At 68.0% G+C, this 13,862-nt stretch carries 11 protein-coding genes; 5 read left to right on the forward strand and 6 right to left on the reverse strand.

The window, feature by feature from the left end; translation table 11 throughout:
• Position 1 precedes the first annotated feature (1 nt).
• On the forward strand, positions 2 to 850 hold the full coding sequence (locus FHX60_RS01515) for a VOC family protein (protein WP_092307332.1): 849 nt from the start codon (positions 2 to 4) through the stop codon (positions 848 to 850).
• A gap of 56 nt (positions 851 to 906) precedes the next feature.
• On the opposite strand, the gene dut is transcribed toward FHX60_RS01515, so the two are convergent.
• The 5 genes from dut to FHX60_RS01540 form a co-directional block, all read right to left on the reverse strand.
• Complete coding sequence (gene dut / locus FHX60_RS01520; protein WP_092306548.1) at positions 907 to 1,407, reverse strand: dUTP diphosphatase; 501 nt, start codon at positions 1,405 to 1,407, stop codon at positions 907 to 909.
• A 28-nt stretch (positions 1,408 to 1,435) separates the two neighbouring features.
• Entirely contained in the window at positions 1,436 to 2,638 is a 1,203-nt protein-coding gene (coaBC, locus tag FHX60_RS01525; RefSeq protein ID WP_183282368.1) for a bifunctional phosphopantothenoylcysteine decarboxylase/phosphopantothenate--cysteine ligase CoaBC, read from the reverse strand.
• 46 nt (positions 2,639 to 2,684) lie between these two features.
• Positions 2,685 to 3,212 (reverse strand): signal peptidase II, encoded by a 528-nt coding sequence (gene lspA, locus FHX60_RS01530; RefSeq protein WP_092306552.1) that lies wholly within the window; start codon positions 3,210 to 3,212, stop codon positions 2,685 to 2,687.
• Positions 3,212 to 6,103 (reverse strand): isoleucine--tRNA ligase, encoded by a 2,892-nt coding sequence (ileS, locus tag FHX60_RS01535; RefSeq protein WP_183282369.1) that lies wholly within the window; start codon positions 6,101 to 6,103, stop codon positions 3,212 to 3,214. Before ileS ends, lspA begins: the two co-directional genes overlap by 1 nt.
• Positions 6,104 to 6,222: 119 nt before the next feature.
• Positions 6,223 to 7,227, reverse strand: coding sequence for a bifunctional riboflavin kinase/FAD synthetase (locus FHX60_RS01540; RefSeq protein ID WP_183282370.1), 1,005 nt, complete (start codon positions 7,225 to 7,227; stop codon positions 6,223 to 6,225).
• A gap of 235 nt (positions 7,228 to 7,462) precedes the next feature.
• Between FHX60_RS01540 and FHX60_RS01545 the strand changes: the two genes are divergently transcribed.
• A complete protein-coding gene (locus FHX60_RS01545) occupies positions 7,463 to 9,277 on the forward strand; it encodes a hybrid sensor histidine kinase/response regulator (protein WP_183282371.1) in 1,815 nt (604 codons plus the stop codon).
• 42 nt (positions 9,278 to 9,319) lie between these two features.
• Here FHX60_RS01545 and FHX60_RS01550 read toward each other — a convergent pair whose 3' ends face one another.
• Complete coding sequence (locus FHX60_RS01550; protein ID WP_012353747.1) at positions 9,320 to 9,979, reverse strand: response regulator; 660 nt, start codon at positions 9,977 to 9,979, stop codon at positions 9,320 to 9,322.
• Between the two features lie 253 nt (positions 9,980 to 10,232).
• Here FHX60_RS01550 and purN point away from each other — a divergent pair, with 253 nt between their 5' ends.
• Genes purN through FHX60_RS01565 form a run of 3 tightly spaced genes read left to right on the forward strand, consistent with a single transcriptional unit; the run spans position 10,233 to position 13,759 of the window.
• Positions 10,233 to 10,901 (forward strand): phosphoribosylglycinamide formyltransferase, encoded by a 669-nt coding sequence (purN, locus tag FHX60_RS01555; protein ID WP_092306560.1) that lies wholly within the window; start codon positions 10,233 to 10,235, stop codon positions 10,899 to 10,901.
• Complete coding sequence (locus FHX60_RS01560; protein ID WP_092306562.1) at positions 10,898 to 12,301, forward strand: RsmB/NOP family class I SAM-dependent RNA methyltransferase; 1,404 nt, start codon at positions 10,898 to 10,900, stop codon at positions 12,299 to 12,301. The genes purN and FHX60_RS01560 overlap by 4 nt, the downstream gene beginning before the upstream one ends.
• A gap of 60 nt (positions 12,302 to 12,361) precedes the next feature.
• The gene (locus FHX60_RS01565) at positions 12,362 to 13,759 is read left to right on the forward strand and encodes a mechanosensitive ion channel family protein (protein ID WP_183282372.1); all 1,398 of its coding nucleotides are present in this window, start codon (positions 12,362 to 12,364) and stop codon (positions 13,757 to 13,759) included.
• The last annotated feature ends 103 nt before the right edge of the window (positions 13,760 to 13,862 follow it).

A 13,862-nucleotide genomic window follows, 5' to 3' on the forward strand; every position in this document is an offset into this window, starting at 1 on the left:
GATGGCAACGCAAGCAGAAATGTTCGATCACGCCGTGGTGGTGTGCCCAGACCTAGATGCCGGCGCTCAGGCCTGGCAGCGGCTGGGTTTTACGCTGACGCCGCGCGGCTATCACACGCTGGGCTCGCAGAACCACTGCATCATGCTGCAGCGGGACTACCTTGAGTTGCTGCACGTGACCGCGCCCAGTCCCAGCCGTCAGTATTATTGGGACGCCCAGCAGCGCGGCGGCGGCTGTGCGGCGATGTCGTGCAAGAGCGCCGATGCCTTTGCCACCGCGGCGCGGCTGCGCGCGGACGGCTGGCATACCTCGGAACCGATCGAATTCTCGCGTCCGGTGCGGCTGGACGATGGCAGCGAACATCCGGCCACCTTTCGCGTGACCGCGCTCGACGACGCCCCGGGCGCGCGCTATTTCGTCTGCGAGCACCGCACGCCCGAGCTGCTGTGGCGGCCCGAATGGATGCGCCATGCCAACGGCGCGCACAGCATCGCGACCATGTTCCTGGTGGTGGCCCCTGCGCTGGTGGATGCCGCCGCGCGCGCCTATGCCGAACTGACCGGCGGCGAGCTGACGCAGCTGAGCGAACATGTCAGCAGCCTGGCGGTCGACAATGCCACGCTGGTGCTCAGCACACCGCAGGCGCTGGCATCGGCCACCGGCAGCGCGCATATCCGGCGCGAAGGGCCTGGGTATGCGGCGATCCGCCTGCGCACCCACGACCTTGCGGCGGCCCGCGCTGGCTGGCGCGAGCAGAGCGTGCCGACCCACGACCTGGGTCCGCGCGAAACGCTGGTGCCGGCCGATGCCGCCAGCGGCGTGGCCTTGCTGTTCGAGCAGCAGGGCTGAAATGCAAACTGGCGCCCCGCGGGGCGCCAGTACTTCATGCCGGGGCCGACAACAGGTCAGGCGCTGGCCTTGGCGTGATGCACGCCGGTCGAGCCAAAGCCGCCCGCACCGCGTTCGCTGTCCTGGCTGAACTCCGCCACCGTCGAGAACACCGGACGCAGCACCGGCACGAACATCATCTGCGCAATGCGCTCGCCCGGCTGGATCACGATCGGCTCCGTGCCCGGCGCGTTGCGGTTCCAGACGCTGACCATGATCTGGCCCTGGTAGTCGGCATCGATCACGCCGATCGAATTGCCCAGCACCAGCCCCTTCTTGTGGCCCAGGCCCGAGCGCGGCACGATGGTCGCGGCCATGTACGGGTTGCCCATGTGCACGGCAATGCCGGCCGGCACCAGCTGCGCCGGTGTGCCCGGCGCGATCGCGACGGGCGCGTCGACGCAGGCGTGCAGGTCGATGGCGGCAGCCATCTCGCTCTGGTAGGCGGGCAGGCCCCATTGGTTCAGGCGCGCATCGAGCACCTTGATTTCGACGGTCGGGTTCAGAGGCTGGGTCATAAGCAATCTCGGGAATGCGTTGCAAAAGTCAGGGCCGCGCGCGACCCGGCAGGCGCTGGCCGATGGCCGCGACCAGCTGCCTTGCCAGCGACAGCTTGTCGGCGCGCGGCAGCCGCGTCATGCCGGCGGCGTCGAACAGCACGATTTCGTTGTCGTCCAGGCCGAAGGTGTGGTGGCCGATATTGCCCACCAGCAGCGGCACGCCCTTGCGCTGGCGCTTCTGCTCGCCGTACTGCTCCAGGTTCTCGCTTTCGGCGGCAAAGCCGACGCAGTAAGGTGCGTCGGCGCGGGCCGCAACCGCGGCCAGGATGTCGGGGTTCTGCACGAACTGCAGTGTCGGCGTATCGGTATCGCCGGCCTTCTTCAACTTCTGCTGCGCGACCTCGGCCGGGCGCCAGTCCGCCACCGCGGCCACCGCGACGAAGACATCGACACCGGACAGCTGCGCCATCACCGCGTCATGCATCTGCTGCGCGCTGCGCACGTCGGTGCGCATCACGCCGCGCGGTGTGGGCAGGCCGGTGGGTCCGGCCACCAGCAGCACTTCGGCGCCGGCCTCGCGCGCCGCACGCGCGATCGAGAAACCCATCTTGCCGGACGACAGGTTGGTGATGCCGCGCACCGGGTCGATCGCCTCGAAGGTCGGGCCGGCGGTGATCAGCATGCGCTTGCCTTGCAGCGGCTTGGGCTGGAAGAAGGCGATGATGTCGTCGAGCAGCTCCTCGGGCTCCAGCATGCGGCCGTCGCCGACTTCGCCGCAGGCCTGGTCGCCGCTGCCCGGGCCCAGGATCACCACGCCGTCGGCGCGCAGTTGCGCGGCATTGCGCTGCGTGGCGGGCGCGGCCCACATCTGGCGGTTCATCGCCGGCGCCACCAGCAGCGGGCAGTCGCGCGCGATGCACAGCGTGCTCAGCAGGTCGTCGCACAGGCCGTTGGCCAGCCGCGCCATGAAGTCGGTGGATGCAGGGGCGATGACAATGGCGTCGGCCTCGCGCGAGAGGTCGATATGCGCCATGTTGTTGTCGATGCGCGCATCCCATTGCGACAGGAAGACCGGCCGGCCCGACAGCGCCTGCATCGTCACCGGCGTGATGAAATGCGTCGCCGCCTCGGTCATGGCCACCTGCACGGTGGCGCCGGCCTTGGTCAGCAGCCGGACCAGTTCGGCCGACTTGTAGCAGGCGATGCCGCCGGTCAGGCCGAGAACGATGTGCTTGCCGCGCAAATCCATGGTGGGGAACCTGGCTGGGAAGGGAAGGGGAAAGGGAGGGCGCAGCTCAGTGCTTGCGCACCCGCCGCAGCTCGTCGACGATCAGCAGCACCGCGCCCACCGTGATCGCGCAGTCCGCGACATTGAAAGCCGGCCAGTGATACCTGCCCACGTAGAAGTCCAGGAAATCGATCACGTGGCCATAGGCCACGCGGTCGATCACGTTGCCGACCGCGCCGCCCAGGATCAGCGACACCGCGAAGCAGAACAGCCGCTGGCCGGTATGGCGGTACAGCAGCCAGACGATGAACGCGCCGACCACCACGCCCAGGCCGGTGAAGAACCAGCGCTGCCAGCCGCCGGCGTCAGCCAGGAAGCTGAACGCCGCGCCCTTGTTGTAGACCAGCACCAGGTTGAAGAAGCCGGTCACCGGGCGCGACTCGCCGTAGCTGAAGCTGCGCACGATCACGATCTTGAAGAACTGGTCGAGCAGCACCACCAGCAGCGCAAAGGCCATCCACAGCAGCGGGGTGGTGCTGCCGGCAGCCTTGTTGCGGCGCGCCGGGCGCGTCGAACGGGACGTGGTCGAGGCCATCAGGCATGGCTCCTGTGTTCGCCGGCGCCGAACAGGTTGCTGTCGCAGCGGCCGCAGAGGGTGGGATGGTCGGGGTTGTGGCCGACGTCGGCGCGGTAGTGCCAGCAGCGCTCGCACTTGGCATGCGCCGACGGGGTCACCGTCACCAGCAGGTCGCCGGCCTCGGGCGCGGGCGCGACCTTGGCCGACGAGGTCAGCAGCACGAAGCGCAGGTCGTCACCCAGGCTTTGCAGCGCCGCCAGCACCGGACCGCCGGCCTGGATGGTCAGCTCGGCCTGCAGCGACGAACCGATCTCGCCTTCCACGCGCACCGCTTCCAGCTGACGCGTGACTTCGGCGCGCACTTCGCGCAGCGCATGCCATTTCTGCAGCAGGTCGTCGGCGTCGTCGACTTCCGGCACGGCGTAATAGGTGCTGGTGAAGATGGTGTCGTTGTGCTCGGTGCCATGGGCGAACACCTGCCACGCTTCCTCGGCGGTGAACGACAGGAACGGCGCCATCCAGTGCAGCATCGCCTGGGTGATGTGATACAGCGCGTTCTGCGCGGCGCGGCGCGCCTTCGAGTCCGGCGCGGTGGTGTACAGCCGGTCCTTCAGCACGTCGAGGTAGAAACCGCCCAGGTCCTCGGAGCAGAAGGTCTGCAGCTTGGCCACCACCGGGTGGAATTCGTAAGCCTCGTAGTGCGACAGCACTTCCTTCTGCAGCTGCGCGGTCAGCGCCACGGCGTAGCGGTCGATCTCCAGCCACTCGGCGGCCGGCAGCGCGTGCTTGCCATGGTCGTAGTCGGACAGGTTCGACAGCAGGAAACGCAGCGTATTGCGGATGCGGCGATAGCCTTCCACCACGCGCTTGAGGATCTCGTCCGAGATCGACAGCTCGCCGGAGTAATCGGTCGAGGCCACCCACAGGCGGATGATCTCGGCGCCCATCTTGTTCGCGATGTCCTGCGGCGACACGGTATTGCCGATCGACTTGGACATCTTGCGGCCTTCGCCGTCGACGGTGAAGCCGTGCGTCAGCAGCGCCTTGTACGGCGGCTTGCCATACAGCATCGAGGCGGTCAGCAGCGACGAGTGGAACCAGCCACGGTGCTGGTCCGAGCCTTCCAGGTACAGGTCGGCCAGGCGGCCGTCGGCATCGTCGGCGGCCGGGTCGTACAGGTCGTCGCGGTGCGAGCCGCGGATCACGGTCCAGTGCGTGGTACCGGAATCGAACCAGACGTCGAGCGTGTCGCGGTTCTTCTCATACTGGCTGGCCTCGTCGCCCAGCAGTTCGGCCGGGTCCAGCGTCTGCCACGCTTCGATACCGTGCTGCTCGACGCGCTTTGCGATCGCTTCCAGCAGCTCGGGCGTGCGCGGATGCAGCGCGCCGGTTTCCTTGTGCAAGAAGAAGGCCATCGGCACGCCCCACTGGCGCTGGCGCGACAGGGTCCAGTCCGGGCGGTGGGCGATCATGTTGTGCAGGCGCTGCTTGCCCCACGACGGATAGAACTCGGTCGCCTCGATGCCCGCCAGCGCGGTCTCGCGCAGCGTCGGCACGGGCTTGCCGTTTTCCTCGGCCGGATCCACGTCCATGCCCGCGAACCACTGCGAGGTGGCGCGGTAGATGATCGGCGTCTTGTGGCGCCAGCAGTGCATGTAGCTGTGGGTGTATTTGTGCGAATTGAACAGGTTGCCCGAGGCCTGCAGCGCCTCGACGATCTTCGGGTTGGCGTCCCAGATCGACAGCCCGCCAAACAGCGGCAGCGTGGCGGCGTAGACGCCGTTGCCCATCACCGGGCTGATGATGTCGCTGTCGGGCATGCCGTGCGCCTTGCACGACTGGAAGTCTTCCACGCCATAGGCCGGCGCCGAGTGCACGATGCCCGAGCCGGTGTCGGTGGTGACGTAGTCGCCCAGGTAGATCGGCGAGAGCCGGTCATAGCCTGCTTCCATCCGGGCCAGCGGATGATGGAAGCGGATCTCCGACAGCGCCGCGCCGGTGGTGGTGGCCACCACCTCGCCCTGCAGGCCGTAGATCTTCAGCTGCTCCTCGACGCGCTCGGTGGCGAGGATCAGGTGGCCGCGCGGCGTGTCGACCAGCGCGTATTCCACCTCGGGGTGCACGTTCAGCGCCTGGTTGCTCGGGATGGTCCACGGCGTGGTGGTCCAGATCACGATCCAGCCCGGCCTGGCGTCGATCCGCTCGACCGGCACCTTGAACGCGTGTGCCAGCTTGTCGGTCTCGGCGAACGGAAAGCCCACGTCGATCGACAGGTCGACCTTGTCCTTGTATTCGACTTCGGCCTCGGCCAGCGCCGAGCCGCAGTCGAAGCACCAGTTCACCGGCTTCAGGCCGCGGAACACGTAGCCCTTTTCCATGATCTTGCCGAGCGCGCGCAGTTCGTCCGCCTCGTTGCTGTGGTTCATGGTCAGGTAGGGGTGGTCCCAGTCGCCCAGCACGCCGAGACGCTCGAAATCCACCATCTGGCGCTTGATCTGCTCGGTGGCATAGGCGCGCGCCTTGGCCTGGACTTCCTGCACCGGCAGGCCCTTGCCGAACTTCTTCTCGATCTGGATCTCGATCGGCATGCCGTGGCAGTCCCAGCCCGGCACGTAGACGGCGTCGAGCCCGGTCAGGCCGCGCGCCTTGATGATCATGTCCTTGAGCACCTTGTTGACGGCGTGGCCGATATGGATATCGCCGTTGGCATACGGCGGGCCATCGTGCAGCACGAACTTCTTCGCGCCCTTGCGCGCCGCGCGGATCTTCTTGTAGAGCTGCTTGTCCTGCCACTGCTTGACCCATTGCGGCTCGCGCTTGGGCAGGTCGCCACGCATCGGGAAGGGCGTGTCGAGCAGGTTGACGGGATACTTGTTCTTCTCGGGCTTGGCGCGTTTGTCGTCAGACATTTCGATTCTCAGGGCAATTCGGTTGGCGCGCGGCCGGCAGTGGCCGGCGGGCGCGCGTGAAGGCTGGGGCAGGCGGCGTGCGAACCGGGCCCGCGCAGCGGGGTGCGGGGCGCCGGCCGCTACCTAATTCGGTCGGTGGCCGAGGTGGCGAAATCGCGGCCGCCGCTGGCTTCCGCCGCCGCCACGGCGCCTGGCGCCGTCAGGCCGAAGAAGGCGCGCGCATCGGCACTGTCCTTGGCGATCGCGGCGGTGAGTTCATCCAGGGAGTCGAAGCGCGCCTCGTCGCGCAGCTTCTTCATGAATTCGACCCGCACCAGCTTGCCGTACAGGCTTTCATTGAAATCGAACAGGTGGACTTCCAGCAGCACCCGGCCGGCGTCCTCGATGGTGGGGCGCACGCCGATGCTGGCCACGCCGGGCAGCGGATGCTCGGCGATGCCGTGCACCTGCACCACGAAGATGCCACTGACCGCGGGCCGCTTGTGCGAAATGCGCAGGTTCAGGGTCGGGAAGCCGAGGTCGCGGCCCAGCTTGCGGCCGTGGATCACGTGGCCGCTGATGGCGTAGCCATGGCCGAGCAGGCGCCGCGCGTGCTCCAGGTCGCCATTGGCCAGTGCCTGGCGTACCGCCGAGCTGGAAATGCGGATGCCCCCTTCGGACACCGAGCCCATCTGCTCGACATCGAAGCCGTAGCGGCGCCCCGCCTCCTGCAGGTAGGCAAAATCGCCGGCGCGCCTGGCGCCGAAGCGGAAATCGTCGCCGACCAGCAGCCAGCGGGTATGCAGGCCATGCCAGAGCACGTTCTCGACGAATTCCTGCGGCGACTGGCCGGCAAAGTGGGCGTTGAAGTGTTCCACCACCACGCGATCCACGCCGTTGCGGCGCAGGCTTTCCAGCTTGTCGCGCAGCAGCGCGATGCGGGTGGGGGCCTTGTCCGGCGTGAAGAATTCGCGTGGATGCGGCTCGAAGGTCATCACGCACAGCGGCAGGCCGCGCGCATCCGCCGCCGCGCGCGCGCGCGCAAGCAGCGACTGGTGGCCGCGATGCACACCGTCGAAATTGCCGATGGTGAGCGCGCAGGGCGCCCGGCTTTCGGCGTTGGGCAGGCCGCGGAAGACTTTCACGGGGACGGCGGGAAACGATTCGGGTAAAGCGGGCATTATAAGGCGAATGGGTCGGCTTGCCGCTGCCGCCGCCCCCGGCCGGTCCCCGCGCTGCAGCTTTTGTGCCGCAACCGGCCCTCCCGCCATGGCGCGATGCCACAAAAGGCGGCATGATAGGCGCCACTTTGGCTCACTACGGGACCGCTGCGGCACGCCGCGCGGCATGCCCGGCCTTACGCCCATTCCTCATTCCCAGTTGAAAGCGCTGACCTATCGGTTCTTTTCCCGGCTCCTGCCCCGGGGCCTGCCTCAGCCGAGCGCCCAGCTCGACGTCGAGACGCGCGCCAAGCTGATGGCGATCGTGCACAAGAATGCGCCAACCGCCATCGTCGCTTCGGTGCTGCTGCCCGCGCTGACCACCCTCGGCTTCTGGAGCGACGTCAGCCGTGGCGCGCTGCTGGGCTGGTGCGCGGTGATGCTGCTGCTCACGGCGGGCGGGCTGTGGTTCTACATCGGCTACCAGCGCGACCACGCCCTGATGAGCCGTTCCGCGCACACGCACAAGTGGTGGAACAATATGCGCGCGGTCGCTTTCCTGACCGGCGTGACCTGGGGCAGCTCGGCGCTGCTGCATTTGTATACAGCCTCGCCGGTGTTCTCCAGCGTGCTGTACCTGCTCACCCTCGGCGTGCTGGCCGGCGGCGCGGTGTCGCAGGCGCCGGTGCCGTCGAACCTGGTCTACGCCGGCGTGCCGATCATGGTGCCGAACCTGCTGATGGCGGAATTCGCCTTCCCCGGCCATGGCGTCTATGTGCAGGGCCTGCTGGCAATCTACGCGCTGATGCTGTCGCGCCACGCCTTCAACCTGCAGGTGACGCTGGTGCGCGCGATCCAGCTGGAGGGCGACAGCCGGCGCCTGGCCAAGCAGTTCCAGGACGAGAAGGAGCGGGCGCTGCATGCCAGCGAAGAGAAGTCGCGCTTCCTGGCCGCGGCCAGCCATGACCTGCGCCAGCCGGTGCATGCGCTGGTGATGCTGGTCGAGGCGCTGCGCGCGCGCAACCAGTCGAGCGCGCTGCATCCGCTGGTGGAGCAGGTGGCGGCGGGCACGCAGACCATCGACCTGCTGTTCCGCTCGCTGCTGGACCTGTCCAAGCTGGAAGGACGCAAGGTCCTGCCGACGCTGGAGCCCTGCGAGCTGGGCGCGCTGATCCGCGACGTGATGAGCCAGTTTGCCGCCGACGCGCGCGAAAACGGGCTGACCCTGACCCCGCGCGTGCCGGACGAGTTGTACGCGATGGCCGAGCCGGTGCTGCTGCGCCGGGCCTTGTTCAACCTGGTGCAGAACGCGCTGCGCTATACCCAGCGCGGCGGCGTGCTGGTGACCGCGCGCCAGCGCCGCAAGCACGTGCGGCTGGAGGTGTGGGACACCGGCGCCGGCGTCACGCCCGAGCACCTGCCGGACATCTTCTCGCCCTACTACCAGGTCCACAACCCGCAGCGGGACCCGTCGCAGGGCCTGGGCCTGGGGCTGGCGATCTTCAAGGAATGCGTGCGGCTGATGCGCGGCACCTATGGCGTGCGTTCGGTGCCCGGCAAGGGCTCGGTGTTCTGGTTCGCGCTGGCGCCGGTGCCGGCCGAGACCGTCGCCAGCGTGCGCGAGATGCGCGCCATGGCGCAGGCCGAGGAGGCCAAGCCCGATCGCCTGCGGGGCACGGTGCTGGTGGTCGACGACGACAGCCAGATCCGCAAGGCCTGGATCGCGCTGATGGAGGCATGGGGTATCCGCGTGGCCTGCGCCGCGCACGGTGCCGAGGCCGACAAGCTGTTCGCCCAGGGCCTGCGCCCGGACATCATCTTCTGCGACCTGCGCCTGCCCGGCAGCGAGAACGGCCTGGATCTGCTCGAGCGCTGGCAGAACACGCAGCCGCAGGCGCGCAGCGCATTGCTGACGGGGGATTTGAAGTCAGCCGCGCTGGCGGCGGCGGAAGAGGCGGGTTATTTCGTGCTGCCCAAGCCGGTGGACCCGGCCTCGCTGCGGCTGCTGCTGCGGCGCTGGCTGCGGCCGGCCTAGCGGCGGGCGCGCCCAGGCTGGCTGCGGGGAAGGTGGCTCGCCTTACTGGCGCAGCCGGAACCGTTCCATGCGCGACATCACCTGCATGCGGGTGCGCACGCCCAGGCGCTGCAGGATGGCGGACACGTGTTCCTTGACGGTGTTCTCGGTCAGCCCGAGCCGCCGCGCGATCACCTTGTTGGGCAGGCCTTCCAGCACCAGCGCCAGCACCGAACCCTGGCGCGGCGTCAGGCCCAGTTCGGCGGGCGTGACCGGAATCCCGTGGGCCGGGCCGAACGACTGCGCGCGCCCGTTGAGGGCTTCGTCGGTGGGGAAGGCGGTGTCGCCGGCCAGCACCTTGCGCACCGCGGCGGTGAAGGCATTGGCGTCCAGGTGCTTGCCGACGAAGCCGCATGCCGACAGCGCGCGGGCGCGGCCGACGATCTCAGGGGTGGCCTCGGCCGACATGAAGATAAAGCGCGCGCCCGGGATGACGGTCTTGAAGGTCTGCATGGCATCGAAGCCGGTACCGTCGTTCAGCCAGATATCGAGCAGCACGATATCGGGGCGCAAGCCTTGCTGCAGGCTGGCCAGGGCCTCGCGGGCGCTGCCGGCGGCATGGACTGCCACATCCGGCATGACTTCGGCCAGGAAGGCGGTGGTCCCTGACAAGGCCATAGGATGATCATCGACCACCAACAACGTCGGTGCAGCGTTCGACATGCGAATTCCCGTTCAAATATCCCGTTTCGTCCTTGTTGTCACCTCTCCGGAGAACCTGAGTCATGCACAGGAATGGCGCGTGGACGTAGGGCCCACTCTAGCAGAGGGGGCGAAGCGTCACAATCCATCAATCGGGTTATAGGGCTTCGCTACCACAGGCCAGGAAACCGGCGCCTGTCCGGATCTCGTGAATTAAGCACGTACTGGTTTGGCTTTACCGGAGTTTAGCGCCTCGCCTTGGTAGAATTGCGCGATGAAAAAAATTGTCATCTTGATTTCCGGGCGAGGCTCCAATATGGAAGCCATCGTCCGTGCCTGCGCGGACGGGGGCTGGCCCGCCCGCGTGGCGGCGGTGCTGTCGAACCGGCCGGACGCCGCGGGCTTGCAGTTTGCGCGCCAGCAAGGCATTGAAACCGGCGTGGTCGACCATCGCCAGTACCCCGACCGCGCCGCCTTCGACGCGGCGCTGGCCGAGGCCATCGATGCCCATGCCCCCGATCTGGTGGTGCTGGCGGGTTTCATGCGTATACTCACGCCCGGCTTTGTCGACCGCTACGCGGGCCGGCTGCTGAATATCCATCCGTCGCTGCTGCCGTGCTTCCCCGGCCTGAATACCCACCAGCAGGCGCTGGATGCCGGTGTCAAGCTGCATGGCGCGACCGTGCATTTCGTGACCCCGGAGCTGGACCATGGCCCGATCGTGATCCAGGCCGCGCTCGACGTGCTGCCGGCGGACACGCCCGCGACCCTGGCCGAGCGCCTGCTTGCGTGCGAGCACGTGATTTACCCCCGCGCCGTGCAGTGGTTCGTCGAGGACCGGCTGCAGCTGCACAACGGCGTGGTCAACGTTATCAACCCGGCCGAACCGCAATTGCTGATGGCCATCTCCGCCGCGACCCCGGCGGCAGGAGTCCAGGCATGAGCCGTACCCAGGCAGGAAACCGTTCCCCGCGCGGCGAGGGCCGCGCCCCCGCGCGCAGCAAGGGCAAGAGCAGCCCGATCCGCAAGTCGCCCAATGCCGGCGGTGCCAACGGCGCACCTACGCGCACTCATGGCGGCCTGCATGCCACCCACATCCAGCATATCGATCGCCTGCTGGGCAAGGTCATGCTGTTCGCGCGACCCGCCGATGCGGTGGTCAGCTACTACTTCCGCGAAAACGCCAAGCTCGGCCACCGCGAGCGCGGCATCATTGCCGAAGCGATCTACGCGGTGCTGCGCCGGCGCGTCGAGTTTGCGCAGTTTGCCGAGAGCGGCACCGGCGCGGCCTCGCGTCGCCTGGCGCTGCTGGGGCTGGCGGCGACGCTGGGCCGCGATGCGCTGTCGCCGTTCCTGTATCCCGACGAAGCCGCGTGGCTGGACCGCCTGACCACCATCGAGCGCTCCAGCCTGGCCCCTCGCGTGCGCGCCAACCTGCCCGAGTGGCTGTACGACGAACTGGTGCGCCAGCATGGCGAGGCCTTTGCCGCGGCGCTGGGCGATGCCTGGCTGCGCCCGGCGCCGCTGGACCTGCGCGTCAATCTGGGCAAGACCAGCCGCGAGGACGCGCTGGCCGAGCTGCAGGCCGCGGGCCTTGGCGCCGAGCCCACGCCGATGGCGCCGGCCGGCATCCGCATGACCGGCAAGCCGGCGCTGAACCAGCTGCCGATCTTCGTCAACGGCCTGGTCGAGGTGCAGGACGAAGGCAGCCAGCTGCTGTGCAGCCTGGTGGCGCCGCGACGCGGCGAGATGGTGGTCGACTTCTGCGCCGGCGCGGGCGGCAAGACCCTGGCGCTGGGCGCGGCAATGCGCTCGACCGGCCGGCTCTATGCCTTCGACGTATCGGAAAAGCGCCTGGCCAACCTGAAGCCGCGGCTGGCGCGCAGCGGCCTGTCGAATGTCCATCCGGTGCTGATCGACTCCGAACGCGACGCCAAGATCAAGCGCCTGGCCGGCAAGGCCGACCGCGTGCTGGTGGACGCGCCGTGCAGCGGCCTGGGCACGCTGCGCCGCAATCCCGACCTGAAGTGGCGGCAATCGCCGGAGTCGGTGCTGGAACTGACCGCCAAGCAGACCGCGATCCTGGACTCCGCGGCGCGTCTGGTGAAGGGCGGTGGCCGCGTCGTGTACGCGACCTGCAGCGTGCTGGAAGCCGAGAACGAGCAGATCGTGCGCGATTTCCTCGCCGCGCACCCGAACTTCCGCCTGGTGCCGGCCGCCGAAGTGCTGGCCGACCAGAAGATCGAAGTGCCGGGCCTGCCGGACAACGGCATGTTCGCCTTGTATCCCCACCTGCACCAGACCGATGGCTTCTTTGCCGCGGTGCTGGAACGCACCAGCTGATCGCGGTTTGCAGCCGCGCCGCCCGCGCCGCGCGCGGGCGGCCCACATTGAACCTGCACCATGAACGGTGAAACCCTGTCCGACCTCGGCGGCCTGAAGGACCTGAAAGCCTCGCATTCGATGTTCGGCAAGATGCTGGACGACCTGATCCGCGACGCCGGCGGTCCCGGCTTCTTCTGGCAATGGCTGGTGCTGGCCGGCTGCCTGCTAGTGGCCTGGCCGCTGGCACGCTTCGTGGTGCGGCGGCTGGAGGCACGCTATGAAGGCTCGAGCTTCTCGGTGCGCTTCGCCGCGGCCAGCCTCGAGCGGGCCATGTTCCCGCTGGCCGGCTGGACGCTGGTGCTGGTGGCCCGCTTTGCGCTGGCGCCGCTGATCCCGGTCAGCGTGCTGCGCCTGGCGCTGGTGCCGCTGTTCGGCATCACCGCGCTGAATTTCACCTTCTATGTGTTGCGCCGCGTGATGTCCGGCAGCGGCCAGCTGCACGGCATGCTGCTGCTGGTGGAGAAGGTGCTGACCACGCTGGTCTGGGTGGGCATGGCCCTGTACGTGCTGGGCGTGCTCGGCGACGTGGTGGGCTGGATGGAGAGCGTGCGCTTCTCCATCGGCGGCAAGCAGAAGATCAGCGTGGCCGAGACCCTGATGGCGGTGGTCTGGATCCTGCTGACGGTGCTGGTGGCGCTGTGGTTCGGCTCGTGGCTGGAAGAGCGGCTGATGCGGTCGGCCAACCTCGACGGCAACCTGAAGGTGGTGCTGACGCGGATTTCCAAGGCCCTGCTGCTGCTGGTATCGCTGCTGCTGAGCCTGTCGCTGGTGGGCATCGACCTGACCGTGCTGTCGGTCTTCGGCGGCGCGCTGGGCGTGGGCCTGGGGCTGGGTTTGCAGAAGATCGCCAGCAATTACATCTCGGGCTTCATCATCCTGCTGGACCGCTCGGTCAAGCTCGGCGACCAGATCACGGTGGACAAGTACACCGGCATCGTGTCGCAGATCCGCACCCGCTACACCGTGGTGCGCAATGGCGACGGCGAAACGCTGGTGCCGAACGAGCAGCTGGTGGCGCAGTCGGTGCAGAACCATTCGTTCTCGAATACCAACGTGCGCGTGGCGACACGCGTGCAGGCCGACTACAGCGCCGACCCCGAGACCGTGATCGCGCTGCTGACCGAATGCGTGCGCACACTGCCGCGCGTGCTGCCCGACCCCGAGCCGGCCGCTTTCCTGGTGCTGTTCGCCGACAGCGGCATCGAGTACGAAGTCGCGGTCTTCGTGGCGGATCCGCAGAACGGCAAGCTTGGCGTGCAATCGGCGATGAACCGCGCCATCTGGCGCACGCTGCGCGAGCATGGCATCGCCATTCCGTACCCGCAGCGCGAGTTGCGTGTGATGCATGAGACGCTGCCTGCGGGCCCAGGCGGTCCAAAGGCGAGCACTCTGCCAGAGGCAGCAAACGCCTCCTGAGCGCCCCGGGCAAAGGGGAGCGCCGCGCGGGCGACGAATGCGCCACCCGTGGAACGAAAACCGTTGCGCCCCGTCCAAATCCGGGAAATAGCGTATGCTTGCG

The sequence above is a fragment of the Cupriavidus alkaliphilus genome, assembly GCF_014191175.1.
GTDB classification, from domain to species: domain Bacteria; phylum Pseudomonadota; class Gammaproteobacteria; order Burkholderiales; family Burkholderiaceae; genus Cupriavidus; species Cupriavidus alkaliphilus.